At 70.2% G+C, this 14,021-nt stretch carries 11 protein-coding genes and 1 pseudogene; 8 read left to right on the top strand and 4 right to left on the bottom strand.

Annotation, left to right across the window (positions count from 1 at the left end; all coding sequences use genetic code 11):
* Positions 1–101: 101 nt before the first annotated feature.
* Positions 102–1,133 (bottom strand): LacI family DNA-binding transcriptional regulator, encoded by a 1,032-nt coding sequence (locus HGK34_RS02825; RefSeq protein ID WP_201845061.1) that lies wholly within the window; start codon positions 1,131–1,133, stop codon positions 102–104.
* Positions 1,134–1,496: 363 nt separating this feature from the next.
* Between HGK34_RS02825 and HGK34_RS02830 the strand changes: the two genes are divergently transcribed.
* The 5 genes and pseudogenes from HGK34_RS02830 to HGK34_RS02850 form a co-directional block, all read left to right on the top strand.
* Positions 1,497–2,690, top strand: coding sequence for a Gfo/Idh/MocA family protein (locus HGK34_RS02830; protein WP_201845062.1), 1,194 nt, complete (start codon positions 1,497–1,499; stop codon positions 2,688–2,690).
* 48 nt (positions 2,691–2,738) lie between these two features.
* On the top strand, positions 2,739–3,737 hold the full coding sequence (locus HGK34_RS02835) for a sugar phosphate isomerase/epimerase family protein (protein WP_307815689.1): 999 nt from the start codon (positions 2,739–2,741) through the stop codon (positions 3,735–3,737).
* 148 nt (positions 3,738–3,885) lie between these two features.
* Positions 3,886–4,944 carry a substrate-binding domain-containing protein gene (locus tag HGK34_RS02840; RefSeq protein ID WP_201845063.1) on the top strand — a complete coding sequence of 353 codons (1,059 nt, stop codon included), beginning with the start codon at positions 3,886–3,888 and terminating at the stop codon, positions 4,942–4,944.
* A 72-nt stretch (positions 4,945–5,016) separates the two neighbouring features.
* Complete coding sequence (locus HGK34_RS02845; protein WP_201845064.1) at positions 5,017–6,126, top strand: ABC transporter permease; 1,110 nt, start codon at positions 5,017–5,019, stop codon at positions 6,124–6,126.
* Between the two features lie 73 nt (positions 6,127–6,199).
* Positions 6,200–6,925 (top strand): annotated as a pseudogene (locus HGK34_RS02850) (ATP-binding cassette domain-containing protein); the annotation flags it as partial.
* 92 nt (positions 6,926–7,017) lie between these two features.
* Here the strand turns inward: HGK34_RS02850 and HGK34_RS02855 are convergent.
* On the bottom strand, positions 7,018–8,061 hold the full coding sequence (locus HGK34_RS02855) for a pentapeptide repeat-containing protein (protein WP_201845066.1): 1,044 nt from the start codon (positions 8,059–8,061) through the stop codon (positions 7,018–7,020).
* 139 nt (positions 8,062–8,200) lie between these two features.
* Entirely contained in the window at positions 8,201–8,788 is a 588-nt protein-coding gene (locus HGK34_RS02860; protein WP_201845067.1) for a TetR/AcrR family transcriptional regulator, read from the bottom strand.
* 141 nt (positions 8,789–8,929) lie between these two features.
* Here HGK34_RS02860 and HGK34_RS02865 point away from each other — a divergent pair, with 141 nt between their 5' ends.
* The 3 genes from HGK34_RS02865 to HGK34_RS02875 all read left to right on the top strand — a co-directional run bounded on the left by HGK34_RS02865 (position 8,930) and on the right by HGK34_RS02875 (position 12,810).
* Positions 8,930–9,490: a hypothetical protein gene (locus HGK34_RS02865; protein ID WP_201845068.1), complete on the top strand. Its 561-nt coding sequence runs from the start codon at positions 8,930–8,932 to the stop codon at positions 9,488–9,490.
* A gap of 1 nt (position 9,491) precedes the next feature.
* Positions 9,492–10,937 carry a dihydrolipoyl dehydrogenase family protein gene (locus tag HGK34_RS02870; RefSeq protein ID WP_201845069.1) on the top strand — a complete coding sequence of 482 codons (1,446 nt, stop codon included), beginning with the start codon at positions 9,492–9,494 and terminating at the stop codon, positions 10,935–10,937.
* Between the two features lie 295 nt (positions 10,938–11,232).
* Positions 11,233–12,810 carry an FAD-binding oxidoreductase gene (locus tag HGK34_RS02875; protein ID WP_201845070.1) on the top strand — a complete coding sequence of 526 codons (1,578 nt, stop codon included), beginning with the start codon at positions 11,233–11,235 and terminating at the stop codon, positions 12,808–12,810.
* 76 nt (positions 12,811–12,886) lie between these two features.
* Here the strand turns inward: HGK34_RS02875 and HGK34_RS02880 are convergent, their stop codons facing one another.
* Positions 12,887–13,966 carry a helix-turn-helix transcriptional regulator gene (locus HGK34_RS02880; RefSeq protein ID WP_201845071.1) on the bottom strand — a complete coding sequence of 360 codons (1,080 nt, stop codon included), beginning with the start codon at positions 13,964–13,966 and terminating at the stop codon, positions 12,887–12,889.
* Positions 13,967–14,021: the final 55 nt, after the last annotated feature.

Raw genomic sequence — 14,021 nt, forward strand, 5'->3', positions numbered from 1 at the left:
GCCGCGGCAGGACCGCGTCAGCGCTGCCCCGGAGTAGCGGTCTTCACGGCATCGCCCGAGCCCGCCCCGACGACGTCGCCACGGGCGCCGGAGCCCGCGGGTCACGTCCCGGAACGCCGTTGGCCGGAACCCGTACGAGCCGGGCCGGAACTCGTGCGCACGACGAGCCGCGGCGGCGTGACGAACTGCCGCATCGTGGCCGCTTCCCCTTCGGCATGAGCGATGGCACGCCGGACTGCCGTGGCGGCGAGGGTGTCGGGGTCCTGGCTCACCGACGTCAGTTCGACGTTCCGCAGCGAGGCGATCCGGCTGTCGTCGTAGCCCACCACGGAGACGTCGTCCGGGACGCGCACACCCTGAGTGCGCAGGGTGACCAGCAGCCCGAACGCGGTCATGTCGTTGTGCGTCAGCACGGCCGTGGGCAGTGCGCCCTCGGCGAGCAGCTTCGCGGCCGCCGCGGATCCCGACTCCTCGTCCGCCTCACCGTCGAGGACCCGAGCACGGTCACTGAGACCGTGCGCGGCCATGGACTCGAGATACGCCACACGTCGCGTCTCTGCCGCGACGGCACGGCCGCCGGCGACGTACTGGATGTCGCGGTGCCCCGTCCGGACGAGGTGGTCCACCGCGAGCCGAATACCGTGGCGGTCGTCGGCGTGCACCGAGTCGACGACGCTGGCGTGGAGTTCGGACCCGATCGTCACAGTGTGCGCCCGGTGACCGAGGGCGGCGAGGTCGGCATCCCCGATCTCGGGGCTGATCAGTATCAGCGCGGCACAGCGGTCCTGGAGCAGGCTCTCCGCCGCCTCGAGTTCACGCCGCGTCCCGGTCACGGCGCTGAGCACGAGCCCGTAGCCGCTCCCGGCCACGGCGCGGTACAGGCGGTCGACGACGTCGGCGTGGAACGCCTGCGCGACCGTGAAGGTTACACCGAGCAGTCGCGGGTGCTGCTCACGCAGCTTCCGCGCACGCTCGTTGGGGCGATAGCCCAGGTCTTCGGCGATGCGCACGATCCGACGACGGGTCTCCTCCGACACACCGGACTCACCACGCAGGGCCACCGACGCCGACGAGACCGAGGTGCCCGCCGCACGAGCGACATCCACGATCGTTACCCGAGCTGACCTGGCCATCGCCACTCCCTCGCAAGCGTTCGAAGAGTTTGTCTTGACATTCGGTCCTGAGCGTCACTACGGTGTTGTTACCTCGCCGGAACGTTCCGGTAAAGCATATGCCTCGTGGGTGAGGCAGATGCTTGAACCTCTTCCGGAGTGGTACCGGCTCGTATCGAGCTGGTGAGACCGGCAAGCCCGCCCCGCGGGCGGAAGAAGGAAGACAGTGTCGACTTCCAGATGTGCGCGACCCGTCGCCGACGTCGGCGCGTCCTTCTTCCTGCTCCGTGTCGCGCCTCGGAACCCGGGGCCGTCGGGCAGGCGGCCAGGCCTCCCGTTCCCGACCACTCGCAGCCTGAACTTGATCCAATGAAGGGTATTTCTATGTCTGCACGACCTCAGCCCATCTCCGTCGCGGTGATCGGCGCAGGCATGGCCGGCCGGAGTCACGCCGCCGGCTACCGCAACGCCGGCACGGTGTTCGGCGCGGGACTGCCCCCGGTGCGGCTCGCCGCGATCGCCGACGCCAACGTCGAGCTCGGCGAGGACGCCGCCCGGCGCTACGGCTACGACAAGGCGCTGCCGAGCTGGGAGGCGGTCGCCGAGGATCCCACGATCGACGCCGTCAGCATCGTGGTCGGCAACGATCTGCACCGGCCGATCGCGGAAGCTCTCGTGGCTGCCGGGAAGCACGTGCTGTGCGAGAAGCCGCTGGCCGGATCCATCGAGGACGCCCGCGCGATGGTCGAGCTGGAGCGCTCGGCCGATGTCGTGACCGCCGTGGGCTACACGTTCCGCCGCTCGCCCGCGATCGCCGCGATCCGCGACCACGTACGGGCCGGTGAGCTGGGGAACCTCAGCCTGTTCGGCGGCCGCTACTGGGCGGACTACGCCACCGACCCGAACGGCCCGTTGACCTGGCGGTTCAAGGGCGGACCCGGATCCGGCGCGCTCGGCGACGTCGGCGCGCACGTCATCGACGCGGCCGAGTACGTCGCAGGGCCCATCGTCTCGGTCTCCGGTGCGTCGCTCTCGACGCAGATCGGCAAGCGGCCCCTGCCGCTGGGTGCCGTCGTCGGGCACAACGCCGCTCCCGTCTCCGACGAGTTCGGCGTCGTGGAGAACGAGGACACCGCCACGTTCACCGCCCGTTTCGAGTCCGGTCTCGTGGGCACGTTCTCCGTGTCCCGCACCGCATTCGGGATGCCCAACGGCCTCGCCTTCGACGTCGTCGGCCTCGGCGGCAGGGCCGCCTACGATCAGCACCGGCCCGCCGAGTACCTGTTCGACGACGCGCAGCCCGAGGCGCGCACCCGAGGCGCGCGCCAGATCATCGCGGGCCCGCAGCTGCCCTACTTCGCTGGCGGGTACCCGATGGAGGCACCGGGTGTCGGTGGCGGCAACGCCGAGATGTTCACCTATCAGGCTCGCGCCTTCCTCGACCAGGTCGCCGGGACCCGTGACCCTTTGCCCGCCTGCGCCACCTTCGCCGACGCCCTGCGAACCATGGAGACCATCCAGGCGGTCGTCCGGTCCTCCCAGCACGACGGCGCCGCCGTCGCCGTCCCCGCCGCCTGACCCAGCCGTCGTCCTGACCACAGACCAGATCAGAAAGAAGCGCGAACCATGGCACTGAAGCTCGGCGCGTACACCGCGTGTCTGCACGACCGGCCCCTCACCGAGGCCCTGGACATCCTGCAGGCCAACGGCCTGACCTCCGTCGAGGTGAACACCGGCGGGTTCATCCCGTCCCCGCACTGCCCGGTCGATCTCCTCCTGTCCTCGGCCACGGCTCGCGAGGAGTACCTCGCGACCTTCACCGACCGCGGCATGGAGCTGACCGGCCTCAACTGCAACGGCAACCCGCTGAACCCGCTGCCGGGCGTCGGTCCGAAGCACGCCGACGACCTGCGCCGCACCATCGTGCTCGCCGGGCTGCTCGGTGTGAAGAACGTCGTGACCATGTCCGGCACTCCTGGCTCCGACCCCGACGCGAAGTACCCGTCCTGGGTCGTCAATCCCTGGGACGGCGTGTACATGGACGTCCTGGACTACCAGTGGGGCGTAGCCGTCGAGTTCTGGAAGGAGATCGACGCCCTGGCCCGCGCCAACGACGTGCGGGTCGCCATCGAGATGCACCCCCACAACGTGGTCTTCTCCCCCGTCACCCTCAAGCGGCTGGTCGACGAGACCGGTGCCACCAACCTCGGCGCCGAGATGGACCCCTCCCATCTGATGTGGCAGGGCATGGACATCGTCGCCTCGATCAAGTGGCTGGGACCCCTCGTGTTCCACGCCGCCGCCAAGGACGCGACGCTGTGTCCCGGCGCCGACATCCGCGGCGTGCTGGACACGTCGTTCACCCGCGTGCCCGCCGACTCGCCCGGCAAGGTGCCCACCGGCTACGGCTTCTGGTGCAACTCCTGGCCGGAGAACCCGGCCTGGAAGTTCGTCGCCGTCGGCGTCGGGCACGACGTCGCCTACTGGAGCGAGTTCCTTCAGGCCCTGGCCGACGTCGACCCCGACATGGCCGTCAACATCGAGCACGAGGACGCCGCGTACTCCCAGACGGAAGGACTCGCCCTGGCAGCCAAGAACCTGCACAGCGCCGCCGAGAGGCTCTGACACCCGCTGTGGCCCTCCCTCACACGGGCACCGGGCCACAGTCACATCCGACGCATCCGGGGCATGAGTCCCGGACAGCAGGACATCAAGTACCGATCAATGACGATTCAGCTGCTGTAGCGGCTCAACCAATGGAGGTGGCTGCGTGATGAGGTCCACGCTGCTCAACGTTTCAACGACACGCCCCAGGGCCCGGCTCCTCGCCGGTGCCTCACTGCTGGCGGCCACGATCGCGCTCGCAGGGTGCTCCGGGGGCGGCAGCGGCGGCCCGCAGGACGCAGGAACCGACGGGGCCGCGACAGGCGGCGAGGGTGTCTCGATCGTGGTGATGGGCGGCGCCACGGACGACCCGTTCTGGTCCACCGTGAAGCGCGGTGGTGAAGCCGCGGCGAAGGCGGTGGAAGCCGCCGGCGGCACGGTCACCTTCGTGGCGATGCCCAACTACGACAACTTCAACCCCGACGCGGCGAAGCTCGTCGCCAACATCGACGCGATGAAGCCGAGCGCAGCGGTCATCCCCGACTGGGCACCCGAGGCGCAGAACGACAACATCAGCGCGATCACCAGCAAGGGCATCCCGGTGTTCCTCTACAACACCGGCATCGACCAGGTGGACGCCGTGGGCGCACAGGCCTACATCGGGTCGGACGACTACGAGTCCGGCAAGCTTGCCGGGGAGACGTTCGCCGCTCAGGGTGCGAAGCACGTCGCCTGCGTGAACACCCTGCCCGGTACCACCAATGCCGACGCCCGCTGCCGTGGCGTCAAGGAAGGGGCCGAGCCCGGCGGCGCCAAGTACACCGAGATGGCACTCCCGACCTCGCAGTTCGGCGACCCGAGCGCCGTCGCGCAGGCCATCAAGGGCGCCATCATCGAGGACCCGACGATCGACGGGATCTTCACGCCCGGACAGGCTGACACCAACGCTGCCGCCAGCGGGATCGACCAGGCCGGACGCACCGGCGAGGTGCGCCTGGGAGGGCAGAACTTCGACACGGAGTCGCTCAAGCGCATCCAGGACGGCTCTCAGCTGTTCGCCATCGACCAGCAAGGATTCGCCCAGGGGTACTACGGCGTGTCGGCGGCGTTCCAGTACGCGGCCTACGGCATCACCCTGCCGCAGGACCCGCTGCTGACCGGCCCCGCGCTCATCGACGCCGACAACGTCGAGGAGGCCATCAGCGGAACCGATCTCGGCGTCCGCTAGCCGCACACAGGGACGGCGCGCCCCACGGCGCGCCGTCCCGGACCCGCCCCGCCGACCATCAAGGAAACAACCATGACCGCTCACGCCCCGCACAGTGCCCGGCGAACTCCGTCGCGCTCCGCCGCCCAGCCGGCTGCCGCGCCCGCGCCCGAGGGCCCCGCGCCCCAGGCGTCGCGACGCTCCGCCAGCAGCTTCCTGCGACGTCCCGAGACCGGGGCGCTCATGGGAACCGTCACCGTCTTCATCTTCTTCGCCATCTTCGGCGGAGCACAGTTCCTCACCACCGGCGGTGTCGCGAGCTGGCTGAACATCGCCGCCGAGCTTGCCATCATCGCCCTGCCCGTGGCCCTGCTCATGGTCGCGGGTGCCTTCGACCTCTCCGTGGGGTCGGTCGTCGCCGGCAGCTCCGTCACCCTCGCCGTGGTCTCGGGCACCTACGGCATGCCCATCATCGTGGGGATTCTCGCCGCCCTCGCCGTGGGCGCCATCACCGGGTTCGTCAACGGATTCATCGTGGTGCGCACGAGCGTGCACTCGTTCATCGTCACCCTTGCCACGCAGTTCGCCCTCGCCGGTCTCACACTCGGCCTGGCACGCGTCCTGACCGGCAGCACAAGCGTCTCGCTCTCACCCGACCCCTTCTGGAAGTCGGCCTTCGGGACACTCATCAACGGCCAGTTCGAGGTCGCGATCTTCTGGGCGATCGGCATCGCGCTCGTCGTCGCCTGGGTCCTGCAGATGACGAAGTTCGGCAACTGGATCTTCGCCACCGGCGGTGACAACCTCAGCGCGCGAGCGGCGGGAATCCCTGTCGCCAAGGTGAAGATCAGTCTGTTCGTGGCCTCAGGCCTCGGTGCGGCGCTGGTCGGGATCATCCAGACCATGCTCTACAACGGCGCACAGACCGGAACCGGCCAGTCGTTCGTCTTCAACTCCATCGTCGCGGTGGTCGTCGGTGGTGTCCTGCTGACCGGCGGGTACGGGTCCGTCATCGGCGTCATGCTCGGCTGCCTGACGTTCGCCATCGTCAACCAGGGGATCTACTACACGGGCTGGAACTCCGACTGGGCCGCGCTGATCCTCGGCATCCTGCTTCTGGCGGCGGTGCTCATGAACAACACCTTCCGGAAGCTCGCGCTGAGTTCCGGTGCCCCCAAGACCACGACACGGAAGGGCCACTGAGATGTCCGTCCCGCTGCTCAAGCTCAACCACGTCTCCAAGTCCTTCGCGGGCGTCGACGCACTGTCGGACGTCTCGCTCGAGGTCAGCCCCGGCGAGGTGCTGTGCCTCCTCGGCGACAACGGCGCCGGGAAGTCGACGCTCATCAAGGTCCTCTCCGGCGTGCACAAGCCGACGAGGGGCTCCGTGGAGGTCGAGGGCAGGCCTGTCGTGTTCGACAGCCCGAAGGATGCCGGTGACCTCGGCATCGCCACCGTGCACCAGTACGGCGGCACCTTCCCCCTGATGTCCGTCGCGCGGTGCTTCTTCGTCGGGAAGGAACCCACGAGGGGCGTGTGGCCGTTCCAGTACTTCGACAAGAAGACCGCGGCCGAGATCACGGTGCGGGAGATGCAGAAGCTCGGCATCACCCGCGTGACCGACGGCGACCGGCTGGTGGGTAGCCTCTCGGGTGGCGAGCGTCAGTCGCTCGCCATCGCCCGAGCCGTCTACTTCGGCGCGAAGGTGCTCATCCTCGACGAGCCCACGTCCGCCCTCGGCGTCAAGCAGGCCACCCACGTGCTCAGGCTGATCATGCAGGCCCGAGCACACGGCCTCGCCGTCGTCTTCGTCACCCACAACGTCACGCACGCCATGGCGGTGGGCGACCAGTTCGCGGTGCTCATCCACGGCCGGATGGCGGACGACTTCCGCAAGGGAGAGCGCACTCGCGAACAGATCACCGACCTGATGGCGGGCGGCGAGGCGATGGCCGACCTCGAGGCCGAGCTGGCCGGACTCACCGGCTCGGGCAACTCCTGACATCGACTCACCCCTCCCGTCGCGACGACCGTGGCGACGTCGCCCTGCGGCCGCTTCTCACCTCGGTGGAAGCGGCCGCCGCGCCTTGCGTCCTACTCGTCGAACCGGGACTCGAACGCGTAGCACGTGGTCACGAGCGCGTCATGATCGCGAGTCGTGGGACAGTCGAGGGCGGCGTAGAACTTCTTCTGCTCGGTGAGGGGGAAGTGTGTCTCCTCGGCCTTCTCCGCGCCGAGGCAGGTGGGCTCGTCGTCGGTGAGCATCTCACTGGCGCACGCCGCCGTTCCCGGGGCCCAGTGCGTCTGGAGCGCCTCGCTGCGGATCACCTCGAACGGGGCGTAGACGTCGCCCTCCACGGATCCCGACACCCCGACCCGCAGGGCATCCATGCGGCTGTCGTGCACGGAGATCCTGGTCGCGGTGCCGCCTGGCTCGTCGTCGTACACGAACTGCGCGGCGCGTAGGTCGGCGTTGCCGAACTCGACGTCGAACCGCCCGCTCACCCACGCGCCCACCAGGCGCACCCCCGCGGCGCTGCTGGGCGCGAACCGGACGCCGTCGAGCCGGCTGCCGGTCAGGTCCGTCCCGTTCAGGACCGCGCCGGTCAGGTCGGCTCCGGACAGGTCGCTGCAGGTGGCCGCGTCAGCGACGACGAGACCGACCTGCGAGGCGTCGCCGCCGTCCGCCTCCTGCCCTGACCCGGACGGCGAGTTGTGCTCCACCTCCACGTCACAGCCGAGGTCGAAGCCGCTGAGGTTGGCGCCGCGCAGGTTCATGTGGCGGAAGTCCCGGGACCCGCCGTTCGCCAGCGCGTCGCGGATGTAGGCGACGTTCGCCAGGACCTCGGCCCGTTCCGCGGCGCGCTGGTCGGCCTCCAGAGCCGCCGCCTGGCGGTCGTCCTCCAGGCCGTTCTGCCAGGTCGCGAACGCGAACCCGACCCCGACGGTGAAGATCAGCCCCATGACGAACTCGATCGCCAGCGTGGTGCGGACCTCCTGGCGGCGCTCGCGCCTGAGCTGCCGGGCCTGCTCGGCGAGGAACTCCCCCGTGACCTCGTGACGAACCGGTCCGGCGGCCCCGCGTCCGGGTCGGCTCTGTGGTTCTGGGCTGCCGGACTCGACGGGCACTTTCGACATGCCCGGATGTTACCGATTCCAGACCCACTCGGAGGACGGGCGCCCAGACCTGACCCGCGACGCCCGGCACGGTCGCGACCACGGCGGTTGCACCGTGTACGCGGCGGCACGCTGACACGACAGGCCCCACCGTCGCCCGCTAGCCCCCGGACGCGCGGGGCGCGGAGCCGATGACCGCCTGGCAGCTGCGCAGGAACGACGCCCCGATCCTCGTCGGGTCCCCGAGATATCCGGCGACCATGACTCCGTCGCGCAGCAGCATCAGGTCGTCGGCCACCGCGGCGGGCTCCGCGAGCGCCAGCGGCGAGACGAGCCGTTCGAACGCGCTCGTCCACCAGGCGCGGTGGGTGTCGACGACCCGGCGGACCGGGCTGTCGTGGTCCGGGTACTCGGCGGCGGCGTTGATGAACGGGCATCCGCGGAAGCCCGGGGCGCACGCCATGGTTCCGGTGTGCTCGGCCATCAGTCGTAGTGCCGTGTCGACGTCGCCGCCTCCGTAGGTGATGGCCGCCTCGACCCCGTCGCGCTCTGCCTGGGCCCGGAACTCCAGGTAGGCGACGATCAGGTCGTCCTTGCCCTGGAAGTGGCGGTAGAACGTCACCTTCGTGGTGGCGGCGCGCTCCACGACCTTGTCCACGCTGACCGCGCGGAGCCCCTTGGCGTAGAACAGCTCGTTCGCCGCGTCGATCAGGCGTTCTCGTACGGACCCGTGCACGGTCGCGATCATACGTGGCCTCCCTTCGTCGCTTCTTGCACCCCACGGCCGTCGGTGTGTACTGTCACCTCACGTAGAGTTACTAGTTAGTCTACCTAGATGTCAGACGCCCGGCGCCGCATCGTGCCGCCGGGTTCATCGAAGGGAAGTTCCATGTCCATCACCGCGGAATCCTCCGCCGTCGAGACCACCACCTCGCTGCGGAACCTGTACATCGTCCGGTTCGGCTTCGCCATCGCCTGGGCCGCCGGGATGTTCGCCGTCGGCTCGAGCCTCGGCGCGGCCACCGTGACGCTGCTGGTGCTGTACCCGCTGTTCGACGTGGCCGCGGCCGTCGTCGACTTCCGGTCCTCGAAGAGCTCGCGGCCGACCGTCGGCCTGTACCTCAACATGGCGCTGAGTCTGCTTGCCGCCGTGGGGCTGGGCGTGGCCGTGACGTCGGGCATCCCCGCGGTGCTGCGCGTCTGGGGTGCCTGGGCGATCACGGCCGGCATCGTGCAGCTCGTCGTCGCCGTCAGGCGCTACCGGCTGGGCGGCCAGTGGGCGATGATCCTCAGCGGCGGAATCTCCGTGCTGGCCGGGGGAAGCTTCATCGCCATGGCCGGCGGGCCGAACGCCATGCTGACCTCGGTCGCCGGATACGCGACCCTGGGAGGCATCTTCTTCCTCGTCTCCGCCCTGCGCCTGCACGGCGCCGCGAAGAAGGGGCGCTGAGATGACCCGCAACACCTTCGACGTCGTCGTCATCGGCGCCGGCCCGGTCGGCGAGAACGTCGCCGACCGCGTCGCGCAGGGCGGCCTCACCGTGGCGATCGTGGAGCGTGAGCTCGTCGGCGGCGAGTGCTCCTACTGGGCCTGCATGCCCACCAAGGCGCTCCTGCGCGACACCGCCGCGCTGCGCGCGGTCCACAGCCTGCCCGGGGCGAGGGCCGCCGTGACCGGCGAGCCGGACGTCGCCGCCACGCTCGCCCGGCGCGACGCGTTCGCCTCGCACTGGCACGACGACGGTCAGGTGACCTGGCTGAACCAGGCCGGAATCTCCTTGTTCCGTGGCGTCGGCCGGCTCAGCGGCCCCCGTACCGTCGAGGTCACCGACACGGACGGCGACCGGATCACACTCGACGCACGACAGGCCGTCGTCGTGGCGACCGGCAGCGGCGCCCTCCTGCCGCAGATCCCCGGGCTCGCCGAGTCGGCGCCGTGGACCAGCCGGGACGCCGCGGCCGCCGCGTCGATCCCCGCACGGCTGGCGATCATCGGGGGCGGTGTGGTGGGAGCCGAGATGGCCACCGCGTTCGCCGCCCTCGGCTCCCAGGTGACGATGGTCGCCCGTGACGGCCTGCTGCCCGCGGTGGAGCCGTTCGCGAGCGACCTCGTGGCCGAGGCGCTGAAGGCACGGGGCGTGGCGCTGCACCTGCTTACCGAGCCCGAGAGCGTCCACCGCGACGAGAGCGGGACCGTGCGGCTCGCGCTCGCGGACGGCTCGACGGTCGAGGCCGACGACGTGCTGGTGGCGACGGGGCGCACGCCCGGCACCGGCGACCTCGGGCTGGAACACGTCGGCCTCACCCCCGGCGCCTGGCTGCACGTCGACGAGTCGCTGCGGGTCGTCGGACCGGACGGCACACCGGGCGACAACGCCTGGCTGTACGCCGCCGGCGACGTCAACCGCCGCGCCCTGCTGACGCACCAGGGCAAGTACCAGGCCCGCGCCCTGGGAGACGCCATCGCCGCCCGCGCGAACGGCACCCCCGTCGACACCACCCCCTGGGGCCGGCACGCCGCGACGGCCGACGAACGGGCGGTGCCGCAGGTGATCTTCACCGATCCGGAGATCGCGTCCGTCGGCCACACCGCCGCGTCCGCGGAAGCGGCGGGGCTGCGTATCCGCGCGGTCGAGTACGACCTCGGCGCGGTCGCCGGCGCGGCACTGCACGCGGACGGCTACACCGGCCGGGCCGGCATGGTCGTCGACGAGGACAGGAAGGTGCTCGTCGGCTTCACGATGGCCGGCCCCGACGTCGCCGAACTGCTCCACGCGGCAACGATCGCCATCACGGCAGAGGTGCCGGTCGACCGGCTGTGGCACGCCGTTCCCGCCTACCCGACCATCAGCGAGATCTGGCTACGGCTTCTGGAGGCCTACGGCCGGGAGGACTGAGACACCACGAGGGCCCGGGCCAGGGCGCCGCGCGGGCCGGTCGCCCCAGAGGTCGAGGGGTACGACGACCGGCCCGCGCACCGGCATGCCGGACAGCCTCATGAGGCATGGCTGAGGAGAGACCCGCGGAGATCGCCGGTTTCACCTCCCGGCTCGCCACCCGGCACAGCCGCTGACCGGATCCGGCGCATCCCGCCACTCCCACCTTGCGGCCACGACACGGCATGGGATTCTTGGTCCAGGGCCCGGATGAAGCAGAGTCCCCTCTTCCCCGTGGAGTCCCACCATGCCGTCCGTGAACACCGGTTCCCGTCGCGTCGTCCCGAGCGACCGGCAGGGCTTCGACCGGCGCTGGTACGCCTCGCAGCTCGAGGCGGTCTACGTCCCCCGGGACGACGCCGAGGCGGTCACGCAGCTCGACCAGGCCGTCTCGCGCTACGGGAGCGACGTCAAGATCGTGTCCGGGCGCCACTGCTACGAGAACTTCGTCTACAACGCCACCACCCGGGCCGTCCTCGACCTGTCGTCGATGAACCGGGCAGGCTGGGACGACCGGCGGAACGCCTTCTTCGTGGAGGCGGGCTGCGAGAACTGGTCGGCCTACCGAGCCCTGCTGAACGGGTTCGACCGGACGCTTCCCGCCGGCTCCTGCTACTCGGTCGGTGCAGGAGGCCACATCACCGGAGGCGGCTACGGGCTCCTGTCGCGGCTGCGGGGCCTGGTCGTCGACCACCTCAGCGCGGTCGACATCGTCACCTGGAACGCGTCGTCGAACGCCGCGGAGCTGCACCAGGTGTCGGCGACGAGTACCTCGGACGACGAGCGCGACCTCTTCTGGGCGCTGCGCGGAGCCGGCTGCGGCAACTTCGGTGTCATCCTGCGCTACTACTTCGACGACCTGCCGAAGGCTCCCGAGCACGCGTCGATCTACACCCTTTCCTGGGACTGGGCGTCGATCGACGCCCAGTCGTTCGCCGACCTGCTCGCCACGTACGCGGAGTTCGTGAGCGAGATGCCCGAGACCGACTTCAGCCTGCTGAAGCTCACCCACGAGTCGTCCGGGCAGCTCGGGATGGTCGTCCAGGCCGTGTCACCGGACGGGGCGACGTTCCTCGACCACCGGGCCGAGGTCGAACGCCGGTACGCGCAAGCACGGACCCGCTTCGGGGCGACCGTCGGGCACACGCCGTTGCGTCGACCACTCGGCGGCCATCCGGCCTGGACGACCGCCCCCGTCGGCAACGAGAGCGTGCAGCACGTCACCTATCTCGAAGCACTGCAGACGCTCAACGGTTCGGGGCCGAACCAGTTCGGCAAGTACAAGTCCGCATACATGAACAAAGGCTTCCCACCGGATCAGGTGGCCGCGATCCACCACTGGCTCAGGACGACGCCCCACGGGGTTCCGGAGTCGGACATGCGCCAGAGTCTCCTGCAGGTGGACAGCTACGGGGGCGCTGTCAACCGGGTCGGTCCCACGGCGACGGCGATTCCCCAACGTGACGCCGTCATGAAGCTGCAGTACCAGACCTACTGGCTCAACGCCTCGCGTCCCGGCGAGGGAGACCGGCCCCCCTACGATGTCCAGGCCGACGCCCACCTGCGCTGGATCAACGAGTTCTACCAGGACGTCTACGCGGAGTACGGCGGAACACCCGACCCGGCCAGGGATCCGAGCGGCACGGTCGCGGGCGCGTACTACAACTACCCGGACAGCGCCCTGGGCACCCACGCCGAGGGCACCGCGGACCAGGCGCTGTGGCTCTACTTCCTCGACAACTTCCGCAACAACCCGCGGAACCTGGTCGAGGTGAAACGCCGCTGGGACCCGGCGAACGTGTTCCGCCATGCGCAGTCGATCCCGGTGGAATGACGCCATCCGGCCCGGATCCGGGACGAAGGACGACGGGGACGGGGACAGCACGGGCCGCGCCGGTCAGACGGGCCGGTCAGACGCGGCGGGCGGAGGACGCGAGGCGATCGGCGAGCGCCGTCACGAGCCCGCGCAGCTCGTCCGGGCGCTCGACGACGAACGGCCGGTCGAGGGCGGCCAGGACCGCAGGAAGCCAGTCGAGCCGTTCCGCCCGCAGCGTCACGCGCAGCCAGCGTTCGCCGCTACCGTCCTCGCCTGTCCGCTCCTTGGCCGACGGGTCGCCGGCCACAACCTCGCCGGCTCCCTGTTCGCCGGCTCCCCGCCGGCCTGCCACCCGGTTGCCGGCCGGCACGGGACCGCACTCCTCCAGGTTCGCGATGCCGGCGGGCAGGTGCGCACGGATCTGTCCGACCGTCCCGTGGATCCGCAGGCTCACCTCGTGCCGGTACTCGGCCGCGGCGAAGCCCGACAGGACGCGCTCGGCAGGGTCGAGACCGACGGGTGCCTCGAACGAGCCGGGCAGGGCGCGCGCGTCCGCTATGCGGTCGAGCCGGAAGGTCCGGTCCTCGCCGATCCGGGCGTCCACGCCCGTCACGTACCAGTGACCCGCGTGGGCGACGATCCCGTACGGGTGCAGCCTGCGTTCGCTGAGTCGTCCGGCGCGGTCGGTGTAGCGGATCGCGACGGGCCGGTGGTGGTGCGCGGCATCGGCGAGGGTGAGCAGGATGTCCCCGTCCGGGGTGTCGGCGGTGCCGTCCGCCCGATGCGTGACGGCGAGCGTGTCCAGAAGGGCTTCGAGCCGACGGGCGATGTGTCCGGGCAGCACTCTGCGGAGCTTGGCCGATGCCGTTTCGCGCGCCGTCAGTGCCGTCGTCGTACCTGCTCGTGGGCCGGCGACCAGGCCGAGCAGCACCGCCAGTGCCTCGTCGTCGGTGAACATGAGCGGCGGCAGCCGGTACCCGGGGGCGAGCCGGTACCCGCCGTAACGGCCACGCACCGACTCCACGGGCACGTCCAGGTCGATCAGATGGTTCACATACCTCCGCACGGTGCGCCCGTCCACACCGAGCCGGTCGGCGAGTTCGGCCACCGTGCGGGTGCCACCCGACTGCAGAAGTTCCAGCAGGGTGAGCACGCGGCTGGTGGGTCGAGACACGTCTTCCAACCTAGCGGAGATACCGGACCGATTATGTCCTCTATTTCTCGTAGCC

Source organism: Myceligenerans indicum, assembly GCF_016742955.1.
Lineage (GTDB): Bacteria > Actinomycetota > Actinomycetes > Actinomycetales > Cellulomonadaceae > Myceligenerans > Myceligenerans indicum.

What these genes read in the sequence shown, in the direction of transcription:
- HGK34_RS02865 (WP_201845068.1), top strand. Translation starts at nt 8,930, where the DNA reads ATGTCCATCACCGCGGAATCCTCCGCCGTCGAGACCACCACCTCGCTG.
- HGK34_RS02860 (WP_201845067.1), bottom strand. Translation starts at nt 8,788, where the DNA reads ATGATCGCGACCGTGCACGGGTCCGTACGAGAACGCCTGATCGACGCG.
- HGK34_RS02855 (WP_201845066.1), bottom strand. Translation starts at nt 8,061, where the DNA reads ATGTCGAAAGTGCCCGTCGAGTCCGGCAGCCCAGAACCACAGAGCCGA.
- HGK34_RS02825 (WP_201845061.1), bottom strand. Translation starts at nt 1,133, where the DNA reads ATGGCCAGGTCAGCTCGGGTAACGATCGTGGATGTCGCTCGTGCGGCG.
- HGK34_RS02870 (WP_201845069.1), top strand. Translation starts at nt 9,492, where the DNA reads ATGACCCGCAACACCTTCGACGTCGTCGTCATCGGCGCCGGCCCGGTC.
- HGK34_RS02840 (WP_201845063.1), top strand. Translation starts at nt 3,886, where the DNA reads ATGAGGTCCACGCTGCTCAACGTTTCAACGACACGCCCCAGGGCCCGG.
- HGK34_RS02835 (WP_307815689.1), top strand. Translation starts at nt 2,739, where the DNA reads ATGGCACTGAAGCTCGGCGCGTACACCGCGTGTCTGCACGACCGGCCC.
- HGK34_RS02845 (WP_201845064.1), top strand. Translation starts at nt 5,017, where the DNA reads ATGACCGCTCACGCCCCGCACAGTGCCCGGCGAACTCCGTCGCGCTCC.
- HGK34_RS02830 (WP_201845062.1), top strand. Translation starts at nt 1,497, where the DNA reads ATGTCTGCACGACCTCAGCCCATCTCCGTCGCGGTGATCGGCGCAGGC.